Raw genomic sequence first — 17,267 nt, 5'->3', positions numbered from 1 at the left:
GTGGCGACGGGCTGGAACGGCCCCCTTGCAGGGACCCGCCGCGAGCGTGCGAGCGGCGGGGGGCAAGGGGGTCCTTCTAGGCGCAGTCGCGGCAGAACAGCTGGTCGCCGCGGGTGGACGCGAGCCGGCTGCGGTGCTGCACGAGGAAGCAGCGCGAGCAGGTGAACTCGTCCTCCTGCTTGGGCAGCACGCGGACGGTCAGCTCCTCGTTCGACAGGTCGGCGCCGGGGAGCTCGAGGTTCTCGTTGAAGTCCGTCTCGTCGACGTCGACCGACGAGGACTGGGCCTCGGCCCGGCGCGCCTTCAGCTCCTCGAGCGAGTCCTCGCCGAGCTCGTCGGTCTCGTTGCGGCGCGGGGCGTCGTAGTCGGTGGCCATGTGGTGTGCCCCTCCTCCGGGGTTCCGCGGGCGTCGTGCCCGCTCTCTGACGCGGCGCGGGGTGCGCGCCGTCGTCCTGGCCGTTCGCCGGTGGGCGACCGGTGTGTCGGTGTGAGGGCGGCCCGCATCGGGCGCCCGTCCACGTTCGTCGGCCTGCCTCGCGGAAGGCCGGCAGCCCCCCAACGCCGTCCGGCCCCGATTTGTGCCCGACTCCGGGGAGGTGACACATCGGGACCGGGAACGGTCGGGCGGGTCGCGGAGCGCCAGAGGTTACCCTGCGCCGGTGGCGACTTCCCCAGGTGCTGATCCAGCCGTCGTCGGGCCGTATCTGGCCTCCGCGCTCGGGCACGAGCGTTGGCGGTCGGTGACCGTCGAGCTGATCGCCGCCGGCATGTCCAACCTGACCTACGTCGTGACGCCGGAGGGCGGGTCGGCCGAGGACTCGGTCATCCTCCGGCGTCCGCCGACGGGCGCCGTGCTGGCCACCGCGCACGACATGGCCCGCGAGCACCGGGTGATCTCCGCGCTGGTGCCCACGCCGGTCCCGGTGCCGCGGACCCTGCACCTGTGCACAGACACCAGCGTGCTGGGCGCGCCGTTCTACGTGATGGAGCGGGTCCTCGGCCTGCACGTCATCGACCGGATCCCGGAGGGCTACGCCGACGAGCCGGCCGAACGGCGCCGGATCGGCGAGGGCCTGGTCGACGTCCTGGCCGACCTGCACTCCGTCGACCCCGACGCGGTGGGACTGGGCGACTTCGGCCGCCCCGAGGGCTTCATGGCCCGCCAGGTGCGCCGCTGGACGCAGCAGTGGGAGGCGACCCGCGACCGCGACCGCCCGGGGCTGGACGCCCTCGCCGCCCGGCTGGCGGAGACGGTGCCCACCACCCAGCGGCACGGGATCGTCCACGGCGACTTCCGGCTGGACAACTGCCTGCTCGACCCGGAGGCCCCGGGCCGCATCCGCGCGGTGCTGGACTGGGAGATGTCGACCCTCGGCGACCCGCTGGCCGACCTGGGCATGCTGCACGTCTACTGGTCGCAGGCCGGGGAGCGCAGCGTCGCCGGGCAGAGCACCGTCACGGCTCTCGAGGGCTTCCCCACCCGCGCGGAGGTCGCGGCCCGCTACGCCGAGCGCAGCGGTCTGGACCTCTCCGACCTCTCCTGGTACGTGGGTTTCGCCTACTTCAAGTTCGCGGCCATCGTCGCCGGCATCGTCGCCCGGTCGGCCGCCGGCGCCATGGCGGGCAAGGACACCGCGGGGTACGCCGACCGCATCGACCCCTGCGTCGAGCGGGGACGCGCCGCGCTCGACGACGGTGCCATCTAGCCACCCCGCCCGCCCCTAAGCTCGCACCCGACAGCCGTCCGCAGCAGTCGCGGCGCCGTCCCGGCCGCCCCGGCCGGTCCGCGCCCGGCTGCCCGGTCCTCGCCGAGGAGAACCACCGTGACCGAGCGCACCGTCCAGCCTCCGGTGCGCCCGCGCAGTGGGCGTCGCCCGCTGCCCCCGCTGATCTTCCTGCTCGTGCTGGCCCTGGCCGCCGGGGCCGTGTGGTGGACGGTGCTCCGGGAGGACCAGGAGCGGCGTGCCGAGGCGGCCGAGGAGTGCGCCGCCGCGGAGGAGCCCCCGCCGTCGCTCGACCCGGCCGCGGTGTCGGTGCGGGTGTTCAACGCCACGGACCAGGGCGGGCTGGCGCAGACGGTGGCCGACGAGCTCGCCGGCCGCGGCTTCACGATCAGCGAGGTGGCCAACGACCCCACCACCCGCGTGGTGGAGGGCGCCGGTGAGGTGCGCCACGGCTCGCCCGGACGTGACGCGGCGCGCTTTCTGGGCGTGTACGCCCCCGGCGTCAGCTACTACCCCGACACCCGGGCCACCGCGGTCGTCGACCTGGTGATCGGGCCGGAGTTCACGGGCATCGCGCCCCCCGAGGAGGTCGACGCGGCGCTGACCGCCCCGGAGGACGCACCGACCGGCTGTTGACCGATGTGCCGGGCGCGCTCCGGCCGCCGACGGGTCCGGTCGCCGCTCAGCGGTGCAGGTCGGACACCAGCGCGCGGAACGGCTCGGCCACCGAGGGCGCCACCGCGACCACCATGGGCTCCCCCACCGGCGCACCGTCCAGCCCGCTGACCACCGCTCCGGCCTCGGCGGCGACCAGCGCTCCCGCAGCGTGGTCCCAAGGGTTGAGGTCGAGCTCGTAGTAGGCGTCGACCCGCCCGGCGGCCACCGCGCACAGGTCCAGGGCCGCGCTGCCGAACCGCCGGATGTCCCGGACCCGCGTCACGAGCTCTGCCACGACCGCGCCCTGCGCCCGCCGCTGCTCCACGCGGTAGCCGAACCCGGTCGCGACCATCGTCTGCTCCAGGGACGACGGCGCGCTCACCGCGAGCCGGCGTCCCGGCCGGCCCGGCGCCGCCAGCCACGCGCCGCCGCCGGAGGTCGCGGTGAACAGCTCCCCGGTCGCCACGTTGAGCACCGCGCCGGCGCGCACCACGCCGTCGACCTCCGCGGCCACGGAGACGGCGTAGGCGGGGATGTCGTAGAGGAAGTTCACGGTGCCGTCGATCGGGTCGACGATCCACCGGACCCCGCTGGTGCCCTCGCGGGCGGCGCCCTCCTCGCCCAGCACGCCGTCCTCCGGGCGCGCGTCGAGCAGGCGCCGGACCAGCAGCTCCTCGCTGGCGGCGTCCACCGCCGTCACGACGTCGACGGGGCTGGACTTGGTGCTGACCCGGTCCGCGGCGGACTCGCGCCCGCGGGCCACCAGGACGGCAGCCTCCCTCGCGGCCGCCACGGCCAGCTCCAGGAGGGCCGGCGGGTCGGCGGCGGCTGCGTGCTCGGAGGTCATGCGCCGATCCTGCCGCAGGCGGCCCCCTCGGAGGGGCAGCCGCGAGCACGCGAGCTGCGGGGGTCCGGTGGGTCCTTCCACTAGGTTGTGGGCGTGCAGGGGTTCGGGGTGGACATCGGTGGCAGCGGCATCAAGGGGTGCCTGGTCGACCTGGATGCGGGACGGTTGATCGGGGAGCGGCTGCGGATCGAGACGCCGCAGCCCTCGCTCCCCGAGCCGGTCTTCGACGTGGTGGCGCGGATCGTGGCCTCCTTCGGCTGGTCCGAGCGCGTCGGGGTCACGTTCCCCGGGGTGCTGAAGTCGGGCGTCGCCCACACGGCGGCCAACGTCGACAAGAGCTGGCTGGGCACCGATCTGGCCGCAGGCGTGGCCGAGCGCATCCCCGGCACGGTGGAGACCCTGAACGACGCCGACGCCGCGGGTCTGGCCGAGATGCGCTACGGCGCCGGCCGCGACCGCAACGGGGTGGTGCTCATGCTCACCTTCGGCACCGGCATCGGGAGCGCGCTCTTCGTCGACGGCCGGCTGGTGCCCAACACCGAGTTCGGGCACATCCAGGTCGACGGCGAGGACGGCGAGAGCCGCGCCTCCGCGGCTGCCCGGGAGCGGGAGGAGCTCAGCTACCCGGACTGGGCGCTGCGCGTCGACCGCTACCTCGACGTCCTGGAGGCCAGCGTGTGGCCGGACCTGATCATCGTCGGCGGCGGCGTCAGCAAGAAGGCGCACAAGTGGGTGCCGCTGCTCTCCACACGCACCCCGGTGGTGCCGGCGGAGCTGCAGAACGACGCCGGGATCGTCGGCGCCGCGCTGGCCGCCGCGGAGCGCGTCGAACGCTGACCGCCCAGCGCGGCCGGGCCCCACCCGTCCGGGGTCGTCCCCCGCCCCCTCGGAGCGAGGGACCCGGGTGCGAGGCGCTGGTCTCGCCCGGAGACGTCGTTACAATGGTGGAGCCCCAGCCCGCCGCTCTCCAGCCGGGAGGGATCCCCCGACCCGACCGCGGCCAAACGCCGTGCCGGTCACGCGGGGGTCCGCTCCCCCGAGCGCAGGCCGGAGCCGCTGCCCGCGGGCCACACGGCCCTGCGGGGAACGCACCAGCACCGGAAGGAAACTGAGTGCCCGCCGATCAGCCAGCACCGGAAGCAGCCGCAGCGAGCACCTCGCGCGCCAGGACGGCAGCAGCCGGTACCCGTGCCACGGCCAAGAAGACGGCCGCTGAGCCGGCGGCCGCCCGGAAGCGCGCGCCGGCCAAGGCAGCCGGCGCCAAGAGCCCGGCCAAGGGCCGCGCGAAGCCGGTGATCACCCCGTCGCCGGGCGCCGGCGAGGGCGCCGTGCTCACCGCGGTGGCCACCGAGGAGGGCGCGGTCGCGGTCGTCGACGCGGGCTCCGAGGGCCTGAAGCTCGACGAGACGGTCGTCACCGGCAAGGACGGCGTCGAGGTCGCCGCCGAGGAGGAGACCGCCGAGGGCGGCGACTTCGAGTGGGACGAGGAGGAGGAGTCCGAGGCGCTCCGCCAGGCCCGCAAGGACGCCGAGCTCACCGCCTCCGCCGACTCGGTCCGCGCCTACCTCAAGCAGATCGGCAAGGTCGCGCTGCTCAACGCCGAGGAGGAGGTCGATCTCGCCAAGCGCATCGAGGCCGGCCTCTACGGCGCCGAGCGGCTGCGCCAGGCCGAGGAGGAGGGCCAGAAGCTCTCCCCGCAGATGCGCCGCGACCTCAACTGGATCGTCCGCGACGGCGAGCGCGCCAAGAACCACCTGCTGGAGGCCAACCTCCGCCTCGTGGTCTCCCTGGCCAAGCGCTACACCGGCCGCGGCATGGCCTTCCTGGACCTGATCCAGGAGGGCAACCTCGGCCTGATCCGCGCGGTCGAGAAGTTCGACTACACCAAGGGCTACAAGTTCTCGACCTACGCGACGTGGTGGATCCGCCAGGCGATCACCCGCGCGATGGCCGACCAGGCCCGCACCATCCGCATCCCGGTGCACATGGTCGAGGTCATCAACAAGCTCGGCCGCATCCAGCGCGAACTGCTCCAGGACCTGGGCCGCGAGCCCACCCCGGAGGAGCTGGCCAAGGAGATGGACATCACCCCGGACAAGGTGCTGGAGATCCAGCAGTACGCCCGGGAGCCCATCAGCCTCGACCAGACCATCGGCGACGAGGGCGACAGCCAGCTCGGTGACTTCATCGAGGACTCGGAAGCCGTGGTCGCCGTCGACGCGGTCAGCTTCACGCTGATGCAGGACCAGCTGACCAGCGTGCTGCAGACCCTCTCGGAGCGGGAGGCCGGCGTCGTCCGGCTGCGCTTCGGCCTCACCGACGGCCAGCCGCGCACCCTCGACGAGATCGGCCAGGTCTACGGGGTCACCCGCGAGCGGATCCGCCAGATCGAGTCCAAGACGATGTCGAAGCTGCGCCACCCCAGCCGGTCCCAGGTCCTCCGCGACTACCTGGACTGAAGAAGGGCCTCCGCGCCGCCCGGTCCTCGCTCCGCTCGGGCCGGGTCCCTGCGAGGAGGCCGTTCCAGCGTGTCGCCCGTGGCCGGTGACCCTCGGGGGTCACCGGCCACGGCCGTCCCCCGAGCGGGTCACGAACGCGTGACGGGCGGTGTGCGCCGACAACTGTCGGGTAGACGGCGTAGCGTGGTGACCGTCAGAACAGCAGCGGACCCACGGTCGGCCCGGTCAACCACCGGTCCGGCAGATGATCACCAGCACGTGCACCACCAGTTCCACCCCAGTGACGTCCCCTGCTGAACCCGCTCCACCCACGCCCGGTGTGTCACGGACTCATCTCTTTCGGCGAGTCCGGGATGAACCGGGTGGGAACGGGAATCCGAGGGGCCATCCTGGCGCTGTGCAGGAGGCCGATCCGCAGCCGCGGGTCCGTGCGGTAGAGAGCGAGTGATGACCCAGATGACCCAGACGCTGACGACGACCCCCGCCGCCGACGACCTGGTCGTGCCCTTCCACTGCGACCGCTGCGGCGCACTTGCCAAGGTCCGTGTCGTGCTCGCCAACGGCAGCGACCTCGTGTTCTGCGGACACCACGCCCGTGAGTACGAGGGCAAGCTCCGTGACATCGCCGTCGACATCATCGACACTGAGGGCGAGCAGCGCGTGACTGCGTGAGAGAGGCGCTATCGTCGCGCCCGCGATGACCGCCTCACCCGACGACGCCGCCGCGTCCGATGTCCCGCCTCCCGCGGGCGTCGGGCCGGCGGCTCCGTCGTCTCCGGGGAGCCCCGGTCGGCGGCGACCGGAGGAAACCCCCATGTCCCAGCACCACCCCGCACCCGACGAGACGGTGCGCATGCGTCCCGACGGCGGGGACGCCCCCCCGCCACCGACCGGTCAGGCACCGGCGTACGAGGCCGCGCCGGACGACACCCGTCCGGTGGGCCGCGACTGGCAACGCGGCGCTCCTGCCGCGTCCCCGGCCACCCCGGAGACCTCCGCCACGGGGGTCCCACCGGAGCAGGCGGCCGGGACCGGCCGCATCGACCAGGACGCGGACGGCCCGCTGGACGACGACCCTGCGGGTACCGCCGTCATCCCACCGGTGGACGACCGCGCCCACATGCCCCCCGCCGAGGACCGGGACACCGCGTCCCCCGCGGAGGACCGCGGTGACGGGACCTCGACGGACGCCCACGACCACGTGCCCACCGTGCCCGTGGAGCCTGGCACCGGCTCCCCCGCCGCCCCCGGCGACGGCCGCCCCGAGGCTGCGCGCGGGCCGTGGTGGCGCCGCCGCGCCGCGCTGGTGCCCGCCGGCGTCCTCGCCGCGCTCGCCGCCCTCTACGGCGTCGACCTGCTGGCCGCCTCCGGCGAGGTGCCGCGCAACACGGTCGTGGCCGGGGTCGACATCGGCGGGCTCGCCCCGGCGTCCGCGGCACAGCGTCTGGAGGAGCAGCTCGCCCCGCGGGTGGTCGCCGACCACCCCGTCACCGCCGGCGACGTGACCGGCACCCTCTCCCCCGCCACGGCCGGCATCACCCTCGACGTCCCGGGCACCGTGGACGCCGCCGAGGAGCAGCCGCTCAACCCGTGGACACGCCTGGTCACTCTCTTCTCCGACCGGGATGTCGAGCCGGTCATCACCGGCGAGGAGACCGCGCTGCAGGCCCAGATCGAGGGCATCGCCGCCCAGGTCGACCGGGCCCCCCAGGACGCCACCATCACCATCGAGGGCACCACCCCGTCGGTCGTCGAGCCGGTGGACGGCCGGAGGCTGGACCGCGAGGGCGCGGCCGACGCGATCACCGACGCGCTGGCCTCCGGCGGTGACCCGAGCACGCAGATCGAGCTGCCCGTGGACGTGGCCCCGGTGCGCGTCGACGCCGAGGAGGCCGCCCGCGTCCTCGAGGAGACCGTGGCTCCGGCCCTGTCGGCGCCGGTGGAGGTCGTCAGCCAGGACGGCGCCACCTCCGTCGAGGTCCCGGTGACCGCGATCGCCGACTCCCTCACGTTCACGCCACAGGACGACGGCCGGCTCACCGTCGGGCTGGACCCCGAGGCGCTGCAGACGGCCCTCGGCGACGAGCTGTCGGTGTTCGGCACCCCGGCGGAGGACGCGACGTTCCAGGTGTCCGGCGACACGGTGAGCGTCGTCCCCTCGGTGGACGGCACCGGCATCGCGCCGGCCCGGCTGGCCGAGCAGCTGCTGCCGGTCCTGGCGGAGGAGGCGCCGCGGACCGTGACCGCCGAGCTGGGTCCCGTGCCGGCGGATTTCACCACCCAGGAGGCCGAGGCCCTCGGCATCCGCGAGCAGATCTCCAGCTTCACCACGAACATCGGCAACCCGGCGAGCGGCACGAACATCCGGGTGGTCGCGGAGGAGGTCGACGGGGCGATCATCATGCCCGGGGAGACCTTCAGCCTCAACGGCTTCACCGGGCCGCGCGGCCTGGCGCAGGGTTACGTGGAGGCCGGCGTCATCAACAACGGCGAGTTCACCACCGCCGTGGGCGGCGGCATCAGCCAGTTCGCCACGACGATGTTCAACGCGGTCTTCTTCGCCGGCCTCGAGGACGTCTTCCACAAGCCGCACAGCTACTACATCAGCCGTTACCCGGCCGGCCGCGAGGCGACGGTCTACTACGACTCGATCGACCTGAAGTGGCGCAACGACGGCGACACCGGGGTCTACGTCGACACGGCCTGGACCCCCGGCACGATCACGGTCACCTTCTACGGGACCAAGCGGTACGAGATCCAGTCGATCAGCAGCGAGCGCTACAACTTCCGCGCGCCGGTCGTGCAGAACAAGCCGGACAGCCCGACCTGCCAGCCGCAGTCGGGGTCGACCGGCTTCGACATCACCGTCACCCGCGTCTTCCGCGACCTCGAGACCGGCGCGGAGATCAAGCGCGAGGACTTCCGCACCCGCTACGCCGCCGAGCCGGTGATCAACTGCGTGCCGGCGGAGCCGCCGGCACCCGGCCCCGAGGGCACCGCCCCCGGCGGCGCTCCGACGACGGGTGGCCGGCGTCCGGCTCGACCCCAGGCGGCCTGACCCCGGGTCCCGACCCGACCCGGTGGGGTGCCCGACCCGGCTCCCCACCGGGTCGGGGCACGTCCGGTGCGTGCACACTGGGCAGGTGAGCGCCGTCCTCCCCAGCGGCTCGCCCGCCGGGGTCGGAGCGGACGAGCTCGCCGGCCGTGCCGGCCCGACGGGCGCCACCCGGGCCGACGTGCCCCGGCCATCCCGGCTGCGCCGGTGGCCGACGGCGCTGCGGGTGCCCCTGCAGGTGCTCGGTCGCACGCTGGCCAAGGCGTGGCAGGACCGCATCATCGGGCTGTCCGCGGAGGCGGCGTTCTGGCAGATCCTGTCGGTGCCGCCGCTGCTCATCGGCCTGCTGGGTTCGCTGGGCTACCTGGGCTCGCTCATCGGCGGGGGCGCCGTCGCCCAGATCGAGGCGGAGCTCCTCGACGCCTCCGCGCAGGTCCTCACCGCCGACGTGGTCGACGACCTGGTGCGGCCGACGCTGGCCGACATCCTCGGGTCCGGCCGGCTGGAGCTGGTCAGCGTGGGCTTCCTGCTCTCCCTGTGGGCGGGGTCGTCGGCGACGGCCACCTTCATGAACACGATCGTCATCGCCTACGACCAGCGCGACGTGCGGGGCCCCATCCGCACCCGGCTCAAGGCGCTCTGGCTCTTCGTCGTGGGGCTGCTCCTGGCGGTGCTGACGCTGCCGCTGCTCGTCCTGGGGCGCGGCAGGCTCGTCGGGTTCGTCCCGCCGGACTGGCGGGACACGACGGACATGCTCATCAACGCCGTCTACTGGCCGATCGTGGTCATCGGCCTGCTGCTGGCCCTCACCAGCTTCTTCCACGTCGTCCTGCCGCACCGGCTGCCGTGGCGGCGTCAGCTGCCCGGCGCGGTGCTGAGCCTCGGCTTCTTCCTGGTGGCCGCCCTGCTGCTGCGTGCCTACGTCAGCGACATCCTGACCGTGGCGCTGCCCTACGGGGCGCTCGCCGCACCCATCGGCGCGCTGCTGTTCTGCTTCTTCTTCGGGATGGCGGTGCTCCTGGGCGCGGAGCTCAACGCCACCGTCCAGTCCCGCTGGCCCGCGCCGCTGCGCCGCCACGAGCGCCGCCGTCGCGAACGGCGGCAGGCGAAGATCGACGAGGAGGCGCGGCGGCTGGGCCTGCGGTGAGAGCGGCGTTCAGTCCTTGCGGAGCTGCTCGTAGACCTCCTTGCAGGCCGGGCACACCGGGCTGCCGGGCTTCGGGCTCTTGGTCACGGGGAAGACCTCACCGCACAGCGCCTCGACGAGGGTGCCCATGACGGCGCTCTCGGCGATCTTGTTCTTCTTCACGTAGTGGAAGACCTCGTTGGCGTTGCCGGTGTCGGAGTCGCGGACGTCCGGCCGCTCGAGGATGTCGCTGCTGCTCATGCGGGCTCCCTGCTCGACGGTGCGGTCGTGCGGCGGCCGCGCGGCCGGGGTCGCCGCGGGGCTCGGCGCACCCGGCAACCATGATGACAGGGTGCCGCTGCCGATCACCGCTCCCCGCCCGGTCCTGTCCCCCGCGGTCGCCGACGCCCTGGCCGCGGGCCGGCCCGTCGTCGCCCTGGAGAGCACGCTGCTCGCCCACGGCCTCCCGCGGCCCGACAACCGGGCGGCCGCCGACGACGTCGAGGCCGCGGTGCGGGCCGGCGGCGCCGTCCCGGCCACCATCGCCGTCCTCGACGGCACCCCGCACGTCGGGCTGACCGCCGAGCAGGTCGACCGCGTCTGCGCGGACCCGGACCTGGCCAAGCTCGGGGTCCGCGACCTGCCGGTGGCCGCCGCGCTCGGGATGAGCGGTGCGACGACCGTGTCCAGCACCGCGCTGCTGGCCGAGGCGGCCGGGGTGCCTGTCTTCGCCACGGGCGGCCTGGGCGGGGTCCACCGCCAGTCGGTCGAGACCTTCGACGAGTCCGCCGACCTGACCGCGCTGTCCCGCACCTCGCTGGTGGTGGTCTGCGCGGGGGTGAAGTCGATCCTCGACGTCCCTGCGACGCTGGAGCGGCTCGAGTCCCTGTCGGTGACCGTGGTCGGCTACGGGACCACCACGTTCCCCGGCTTCTACGTCGCCGACTCCGGCTCCACGGTGGACTGGTCGGTCGCGGACCCCGAGCAGGCCGCGGCGGTCTTCGCCGCCCGCCGCGGGCTGGCGCCGGGAGCGGTGGTGGTCGCCAACCCGCTGCCGGCCGACCAGCAGCTGGACCGGGACCTGCACGACCGGGTCATCGCCGACGCCCTGGCCGCAGCCGAGACGGCCGGGGTGCGCGGCAAGGACGTCACCCCCTTCGTGCTGGACCACCTGCACCGGGCCAGCGGGGGCGCGACGCTCGAGGTGAACGTCCGCCTGGTGCTGCGCAACGCCGAGCTCGCCGGCCGGATCGCCGCGGCGCTGGCCGCCCGCCCGGCCTGAGCGCGGCCGTGGCGCCCGCCGTCGTCGTGGTCGGCGACGTCGCCACCGACGTCGTCGCGGTGCTCTCCGGGGAGCCGGCTCCCGGCTCCGACCGCCCGGCGCGCATCGTCAGCCGCGGCGGCGGCGCGGGGGCCAACGTGGCCGCCCACCTCGCGCGGCTGGGCACCCCCGTGGTGCTGGCCGGCTGCACCGGGGACGACGCCGCCGGAGCCGGGCTGACCGCCGAGCTGGCGGCGGCCGGGGTCGAGCTGCGGGTGCGGACCGTCCCGGGCGCGGCGACCGGCACCATCGTGAGCCTGGTCGAACCCGACGGGCAGCGCAGCATGCTCGCCGACCGGGGCGCGAACCTGGCGCTGCGCCCCGCCGACGTCCCCACCCCCGCGCCGGGCGGCCACCTGCACCTGTCGGGCTACACCCTGCTGGACCCGGGACCGCGCGACGCCGGGCTGGCGGCGCTGCGCGCAGCCGCGGGCGCGGGCTGCACCGTCTCGGTGGACCCGGCCTCGACCGGGCCGCTGCGCGGCTACGGGGTGGACCGGTGGCTGGCGGACACGGCCGCCGCGACCCTCGTGCTGCCCAACGCCGACGAGGCCCGGCTCCTGACCGGGTGCGCGGACGTCACCGAGGCGGCCCGGGCCCTGGCCGCCCGCCACCCCGTCGCCGTGGTGACCCTCGGGGCCGAGGGTGCGCTCTGGGCCGCGGGCGACGAGCTCGTGCACCGCCCCGCCCGGCCGACGACGGTCGTGGACACGACCGGGGCCGGGGACGCCTTCGCCGCCGGCCTGCTCGCCGCCTGGCTGGGTGCCCCGCACCCCTCCCCCGCCGAGGTGCTGGACGCGGGGCTGGCCTGCGCGGCCGAGGTCGTCCGCCGCCCGGGAGCCCGCTGACCGGGTAGCCGTGTGCTGCCGGCCCGGGCGTTACCCGATCGTGACCTACCGGGAGTCGATCTCCGCCTAGGTTAGGCAAGCCTCACCTTGCCCGATTCCCCTCGCCGACCGGAAGGACACCATGCACCGCCCCTCACGTCTGGTCGCGCTCTTCGCGGCAGCGCTCCTCACCACCGGGCTCGCCGCCTGCTCGGCCTCGGCATCGGACGACCAGCCGGAGAGCTCGGCGGACCGAACCCCGGTCACCATCGAGCACGCCCTCGGGACGACCACCCTGGAGTCGCGGCCGGAGCGCATCGCCACGGTCAACTGGGCCAACCACGAGGTGCCGCTGGCGCTCGGCGTCGTCCCGGTAGGCATGGCCGCCGCCAACTTCGGTGACGACGACGGCAACGGCCTGCTGCCCTGGGTCGAGGAGCGGCTGGAGGAGCTCGACGCCGAGCCCCCGGTGCTCTTCGACGAGACCGACGGCATCGACTTCGAGGCCGTCGCCGACACCGACCCCGACGTCATCCTGGCCGCCTACTCCGGGCTGACCCAGGAGGACTACGACACCCTCAGCGAGATCGCCCCCGTCGTGGCCTATCCCGAGGCGCCGTGGGCGACCCCGTGGCGCGAGGTCATCGAGGTCAACGCCGCCGGCATGGGCATGGCCGAGGAGGGCGAGGAGCTGGTCGCGAGCATCGAGCAGGAGATCGCCGACGCCGTCGGCGAGCACCCGCAGCTCGCGGGCACCTCAGCGATGTTCATGACCCACGTGGACACCACCGACCTGAGCGAGGTCAGCTTCTACACGCCGTTCGACACCCGGGCGGCGTTCTTCGAGGACCTGGGTCTCACCACCCCGCCCAGCGTCCAGCAGGCGGCGACCGACCCGGAGCAGTTCTCGGGCACGGTGAGCGCCGAGCAGGTCGACGCGTTCTCCGACGTCGACGTCATCGTCACCTACGGCGACCAGGAGCTGGTGGACGCGCTGAACGCCGACCCGCTGCTCTCCCAGATCCCGGCCGTCCGGAACGGGGCGCTCGTGCTGCTGCCCAACACGCCCCTGGGCACCGCCGCCAACCCGACGCCGCTGGCGATCTCCTGGGTGCTCGAGGACTACGTCGCGATGCTCGCCGAGGCAGCTGACAAGGGGCAGTGACCGCTGCACCGCCCGCTCCGGCCCCGGACGCCGCCCTCGCGCAGCGCCCGGGGTCGGTGCGCGTCCTCTGGCTGCTCGTCGTCCTGGGGGTGCTGGTCGCCCTGATGGCCGCCTCGGTCGCCGTCGGTTCGCGGGACGTGGGCTGGTCCGACATCGTCGCGGCACTCGGCGGGTCCACCGAGAACATCGGCCAGGCCGCCGTCACCAAGCGCATCCCCCGCACCCTCCTCGCCGTCGCCGTGGGGGCGGCCCTCGGGCTCTCGGGCGCGGTGATGCAGGGCGTCACGCGCAACCCGCTCGCCGATCCGGGGGTCCTGGGGATCAACATGGGGGCGTCCCTGGCCGTCGTCGCCGGGATCGCGTGGTTCGGCCTCTTCTCCGCCACGAGCATCGTCTGGACCGCGATCGCCGGTGCCGCGCTCGCGGCCGCGTTCGTCTACGCGGTCGGCTCCCTCGGGCGCGGTGGCCCCACCCCGCTGAAGCTCGCGCTCGCCGGTGCGGCCACGGCCGCGGCGCTCACCTCGTTCGTCACCGCGGTGGCCCTGCCGCGTGGTGACATCGCCGAGAGCGTGCAGTCGTGGGAGATCGGCGGCGTCGGCGGCGCCACGTACACCGGCATCGCGACGGTGCTGCCGTTCCTGGTGGTGGGCCTGGCGATCAGCCTGCTCTCCGCCCGCAGCCTGAACTCCCTGGCCCTGGGTGACGAGCTCGCCGCCGGCCTCGGCGAACGGGTGGCCCTCGCCCGGGGGGTCGCGGCGCTCGGCTCGGTGCTGCTGTGCGGCGCCGCCACGGCGGTCGCCGGCCCGATCGGCTTCGTCGGGCTCGTCGTCCCCCACCTGTGCCGGCTGCTCATTGGGGTCGACCACCGCTGGCTGCTGCCGTTCTCGGCCCTCGCCGGCGCCTGCCTGCTCACCGCCACCGACGTGCTCGGGCGCATCGTGGTCCGGCCGGCCGAGATCGACGTCGGCGTCCTCACCGCCCTGGTCGGTGCGCCGTTCTTCATCTGGGTCGTCCGCCGGCAGAAGGTCCGGGAGCTGTGACCGCCGTCGTCCCCGCGCCGTCGACGGTCGAGGCCGTCGCCCACCAGCGGCTCCGCCGCGCCGCCCGCCGGCGCCTGGTCGTCGTGGTGCTCGCGGCGCTCGTCGCGGCCACCTTCGCCCTGACGCTGATGGTCGGGCGGACGTTCTACCCACCCGGCGACGTGCTGCGCGTGGCGCTGGGGCAGGACGTCGCCGGCGCGACGTTCACGGTCGGTCGCCTCCGGCTGCCCCGCGCGGTGCTCGCCGTCGTGGCTGGCCTCAGCTTCGGCCTGGCGGGCGTGACCTTCCAGACGATGCTGCGCAACCCGCTGGCCAGCCCGGACGTCATCGGCATCAGCGGCGGGGCGAGCGCCGCGGCGGCCTTCGCGATCGTCGTCCTCGGCTGGAGCGGGACGGCCGTCTCCGTCACCGCGATCGCCGCTGCCCTGCTGGTGGCGCTGCTGATGTACCTCCTGGCGTTCAAGGACGGCGTCGTCGGCACCCGGCTGATCCTCATCGGGATCGGCATCGCCGCCATGTCGCGGAGCTCCATCGCCTACGTCCTCGACCAGGCCGGGGCCTGGGACTTCGCCGAGGCGCTGCGCTGGCTGACCGGCAGCCTCAACGGCAGCACCTGGGAGGCGACCCTGGTCGCCCTGGTCGCCCTGCTGCTGCTGGGTCCGGTCCTGCTCGCGCAGGCCCGGCCGCTCGGCGCCATGCAACTGGGCGACGACACGGCCTCCGCGCTCGGCATCCGCGTCGAACGCACCCGCATCGTCGCCATCCTGGCGGCGGTGGGTCTCATCGCCTTCGCGACGGCGGCCTGCGGACCGATCGCGTTCGTCTCGTTCCTGGCGGGCCCCATCGCGGCGCGGGTGGTCGGGCGCAACGGGTCGCTGCTCCTGCCGGCCGCGCTGGTCGGTGCGCTGCTGGTCCTCGTCGCGGATCTCGTGGGCCAGTTCGCCCTCGGCACCCGGTACCCGGTGGGCGTCGTCACCGGGGTCCTCGGGGCGCCGTACCTGATCCACCTCATCGTCCGCACCAACCGCGCCGGAGGCTCGCTGTGACCGCCACCCACACCCTCGCCGCCGAGCAGCTGGCCGTCGGCTACGGCGAGCGCACGGTGATCGAGGGACTCGACCTCGTCGTCCCGCCGGGCCGGATCACCGCGATCGTGGGCGCCAACGCCTGCGGCAAGTCCACCCTGCTGCGGTCGATGTCACGGCTGCTGGCGCCCCGGGCCGGCCGGGTGCTGCTGGACGGCAAGGCGGTGCACCGGTTGCCGGCCAAGGAGCTGGCGCGCACGCTCGGCCTGCTCCCCCAGTCCCCCATCGCACCGGAGGGGATCACGGTCGCCGACCTCGTCGGCCGCGGCCGGCACCCGCACCAGGGGGTCTTCACCCGGTGGCGCACCGAGGACGACGCGGCGGTGGCGGCCGCGCTCGAGGCCACGCAGACGACCGACCTCGCCGACCGCGCCGTCGACGAGCTCTCCGGCGGCCAGCGCCAGCGGGTCTGGATCGCCATGGCGCTCGCCCAGGAGACCGACGTCCTGCTGCTCGACGAACCGACGACGTTCCTCGACGTCAGCCACCAGATCGAGGTGCTCGACCTGCTGACCGACCTCAACCGGGCCCGCGGCACGACCGTCGTCATGGTCCTGCACGACCTCAACATGGCCGCGCGCTACGCCGACCACCTCGTCGCCCTGGCGGCCGGGCGCCTGCACGCCGCCGGGGACCCCGCCGAGGTGCTGACCGAGGAGTGCGTGCGCACGGTCTTCGGGCTCGATAGCCGGGTCGTCGTCGACCCCACGTCCGGCCGGCCGCTCGTCCTGCCGATCGGGCGCCACCACGTGCAGGCGACAGCCGGGGCGCTCAGCCCTCGATGACCCGCCCCGACCGGGCGGGGTTCTCCAGCACCCGGTCGGGCCGCACGTCCACGCCTCGCAGGCGCGTCCTGGGCTTGGGCGGGCGGTCGTTGGCCATGACGACGGCGATCCACGGCAGCACCGTGCCGAGGATGGCCAGGATGATCATCAGCCAGACGACCTTGTAGAAGACGGCGGCCAGCACCAGCGCCAGGCCACGGATCGCCATCGTGATGGCGTACCGCCGCTTCCGCGCGGCCTGCTGGTCGGCCAGGCTCGGCGCGGCCTCGGTGATGAGCACCGGCTCCGGCTTGCGCGCTCGCGGGGACTGCTGGCTCGAGGCCACGGGCACCCTTCCCTCCGCTGGCCGGTGTCCGCGGGATTCGACCCCGCCGGCTTCCGGACCACCCCCATGGTGCCACCGGCCGGGGCCGGATGCAGGCGCCCCGGTCAGCCGGTCGTCGCCGCCTTCGCCGCCTTCGCCGCCTGCTTCTGCTCCTGCTTGAACGCCCGCACCTCGGCCAGCGACTCCGGACCGGTGATGTCGGCGACCGAGCGCCGGGAACCGTCGGTGCCGTAGTCCCCGGCCGCCTCCCGCCAGCCGGGCGGGGTGACGCCGTACTGCTTGCCGAGGAGGGCGAGGAAGATCCTCGACTTCTGGGCGCCGAAGCCGGGCAGCCCGTTGAGCCGCTTCAGCAACGCCGCGCCGTCGCAGCCGTCGGCCCACAGCCCCTCGACCCGGCCGTCGTACCGCTCGACGAGCGCCCGGCACACCTCCTGGGCCCGGCCGGCCATCGACCCCGGGTAGCGGTGCAAGGCCGGCGGCCCCTGGAAGACCCGCACCAACTCCTCGGGATCCATCGCCGCCAGTTGCTCGGCCGAGAGGGTGTCGATGCCGAGCCGGTCGGCCAGCAGCCGTGGGGCCGCGAAAGCGCGCTCCATCGGGAACTGCTGGTCCAGCAGCATCCCCATCAGCAGCGCGAGCGGGTCGCGGCTCACCAACTCGTCGCCGCGGGGTCCTGGGCCATGCGGAGGGTCGGCCGACGGAGATGGTGCCGCAGTGAGATCGGGATGCAATCACCCGCCAGCAGGGCTCTCACCTGCGGCGACCGGCCCGGCCGCCGGCTCGACGGCCCCGGGCCCGGCGTGCACCCCTCAGCTGGACGCCTGTTGCACGGCTGTTATACAGATGTCTAA

At 74.4% G+C, this 17,267-nt stretch carries 18 protein-coding genes; 13 read left to right on the top strand and 5 right to left on the bottom strand.

Annotated features, from left to right (window positions below; all coding sequences use genetic code 11):
• Nucleotides 1-76: 76 nt before the first annotated feature.
• Nucleotides 77-376 (bottom strand): DUF4193 domain-containing protein, encoded by a 300-nt coding sequence (locus ACI79W_RS07540; protein ID WP_091930594.1) that lies wholly within the window; start codon nt 374-376, stop codon nt 77-79.
• A gap of 364 nt (nt 377-740) precedes the next feature.
• Between ACI79W_RS07540 and ACI79W_RS07535 the strand changes: the two genes are divergently transcribed.
• Together ACI79W_RS07535 and ACI79W_RS07530 are read left to right on the top strand one after the other, a co-directional pair.
• Entirely contained in the window at nt 741-1,706 is a 966-nt protein-coding gene (locus ACI79W_RS07535) for a phosphotransferase family protein (RefSeq protein WP_456561458.1), read from the top strand.
• Between the two features lie 117 nt (nt 1,707-1,823).
• Nucleotides 1,824-2,360: a LytR C-terminal domain-containing protein gene (locus ACI79W_RS07530; RefSeq protein ID WP_456561457.1), complete on the top strand. Its 537-nt coding sequence runs from the start codon at nt 1,824-1,826 to the stop codon at nt 2,358-2,360.
• A gap of 46 nt (nt 2,361-2,406) precedes the next feature.
• On the opposite strand, the gene ACI79W_RS07525 is transcribed toward ACI79W_RS07530, so the two are convergent.
• Nucleotides 2,407-3,228: an inositol monophosphatase family protein gene (locus ACI79W_RS07525; RefSeq protein WP_456561456.1), complete on the bottom strand. Its 822-nt coding sequence runs from the start codon at nt 3,226-3,228 to the stop codon at nt 2,407-2,409.
• A 93-nt stretch (nt 3,229-3,321) separates the two neighbouring features.
• Between ACI79W_RS07525 and ppgK the strand changes: the two genes are divergently transcribed.
• The 5 genes from ppgK (at nt 3,322) to ACI79W_RS07500 (ending at nt 9,889) form a co-directional block, all read left to right on the top strand.
• Entirely contained in the window at nt 3,322-4,065 is a 744-nt protein-coding gene (ppgK, locus tag ACI79W_RS07520; protein WP_456561455.1) for a polyphosphate--glucose phosphotransferase, read from the top strand.
• 275 nt (nt 4,066-4,340) lie between these two features.
• A complete protein-coding gene (locus ACI79W_RS07515) occupies nt 4,341-5,687 on the top strand; it encodes an RNA polymerase sigma factor (RefSeq protein ID WP_456561454.1) in 1,347 nt (448 codons plus the stop codon).
• Nucleotides 5,688-6,134: 447 nt separating this feature from the next.
• Entirely contained in the window at nt 6,135-6,359 is a 225-nt protein-coding gene (locus tag ACI79W_RS07510; RefSeq protein ID WP_091930645.1) for a DUF7455 domain-containing protein, read from the top strand.
• 142 nt (nt 6,360-6,501) lie between these two features.
• Entirely contained in the window at nt 6,502-8,745 is a 2,244-nt protein-coding gene (locus ACI79W_RS07505) for a VanW family protein (protein WP_456561453.1), read from the top strand.
• Nucleotides 8,746-8,830: 85 nt separating this feature from the next.
• Nucleotides 8,831-9,889: a YihY/virulence factor BrkB family protein gene (locus ACI79W_RS07500; RefSeq protein ID WP_456561452.1), complete on the top strand. Its 1,059-nt coding sequence runs from the start codon at nt 8,831-8,833 to the stop codon at nt 9,887-9,889.
• A 9-nt stretch (nt 9,890-9,898) separates the two neighbouring features.
• On the opposite strand, the gene ACI79W_RS07495 is transcribed toward ACI79W_RS07500, so the two are convergent.
• Nucleotides 9,899-10,129, bottom strand: coding sequence for a DUF3039 domain-containing protein (locus ACI79W_RS07495; RefSeq protein ID WP_236825046.1), 231 nt, complete (start codon nt 10,127-10,129; stop codon nt 9,899-9,901).
• 91 nt (nt 10,130-10,220) lie between these two features.
• On the opposite strand from ACI79W_RS07495, the gene ACI79W_RS07490 reads away from it, so the two are divergent.
• The 6 genes from ACI79W_RS07490 to ACI79W_RS07465 all read left to right on the top strand — a co-directional run bounded on the left by ACI79W_RS07490 (nt 10,221) and on the right by ACI79W_RS07465 (nt 16,091).
• On the top strand, nt 10,221-11,150 hold the full coding sequence (locus ACI79W_RS07490; RefSeq protein ID WP_456561451.1) for a pseudouridine-5'-phosphate glycosidase: 930 nt from the start codon (nt 10,221-10,223) through the stop codon (nt 11,148-11,150).
• A gap of 8 nt (nt 11,151-11,158) precedes the next feature.
• A complete protein-coding gene (locus ACI79W_RS07485; RefSeq protein WP_456561450.1) occupies nt 11,159-12,037 on the top strand; it encodes a carbohydrate kinase family protein in 879 nt (292 codons plus the stop codon).
• 121 nt (nt 12,038-12,158) lie between these two features.
• A complete protein-coding gene (locus tag ACI79W_RS07480) occupies nt 12,159-13,181 on the top strand; it encodes an iron-siderophore ABC transporter substrate-binding protein (RefSeq protein WP_456561449.1) in 1,023 nt (340 codons plus the stop codon).
• Nucleotides 13,178-14,221, top strand: coding sequence for a FecCD family ABC transporter permease (locus ACI79W_RS07475; protein WP_456561448.1), 1,044 nt, complete (start codon nt 13,178-13,180; stop codon nt 14,219-14,221). Before ACI79W_RS07480 ends, ACI79W_RS07475 begins: the two co-directional genes overlap by 4 nt.
• The gene (locus tag ACI79W_RS07470) at nt 14,218-15,267 is read left to right on the top strand and encodes a FecCD family ABC transporter permease (RefSeq protein WP_456561447.1); all 1,050 of its coding nucleotides are present in this window, start codon (nt 14,218-14,220) and stop codon (nt 15,265-15,267) included. Before ACI79W_RS07475 ends, ACI79W_RS07470 begins: the two co-directional genes overlap by 4 nt.
• Nucleotides 15,264-16,091 carry an ABC transporter ATP-binding protein gene (locus ACI79W_RS07465; RefSeq protein ID WP_456561446.1) on the top strand — a complete coding sequence of 276 codons (828 nt, stop codon included), beginning with the start codon at nt 15,264-15,266 and terminating at the stop codon, nt 16,089-16,091. Before ACI79W_RS07470 ends, ACI79W_RS07465 begins: the two co-directional genes overlap by 4 nt.
• Here the strand turns inward: ACI79W_RS07465 and ACI79W_RS07460 are convergent.
• Both ACI79W_RS07460 and ACI79W_RS07455 read right to left on the bottom strand, forming a co-directional pair.
• Nucleotides 16,078-16,422 carry a DUF3099 domain-containing protein gene (locus ACI79W_RS07460; protein WP_456561445.1) on the bottom strand — a complete coding sequence of 115 codons (345 nt, stop codon included), beginning with the start codon at nt 16,420-16,422 and terminating at the stop codon, nt 16,078-16,080. The genes ACI79W_RS07465 and ACI79W_RS07460 overlap by 14 nt on opposite strands.
• Nucleotides 16,423-16,520: 98 nt before the next feature.
• Nucleotides 16,521-17,069, bottom strand: a complete 549-nt coding sequence (locus tag ACI79W_RS07455; protein ID WP_456561444.1) for an HhH-GPD-type base excision DNA repair protein — start codon at nt 17,067-17,069, stop codon at nt 16,521-16,523.
• Nucleotides 17,070-17,267: the final 198 nt, after the last annotated feature.

It is taken from the genome of Blastococcus sp. SYSU DS0533, assembly GCF_054050775.1.
Note: the sequence above shows the minus strand (reverse complement) of the source record. Positions and strands in the feature narration are given on the sequence as shown.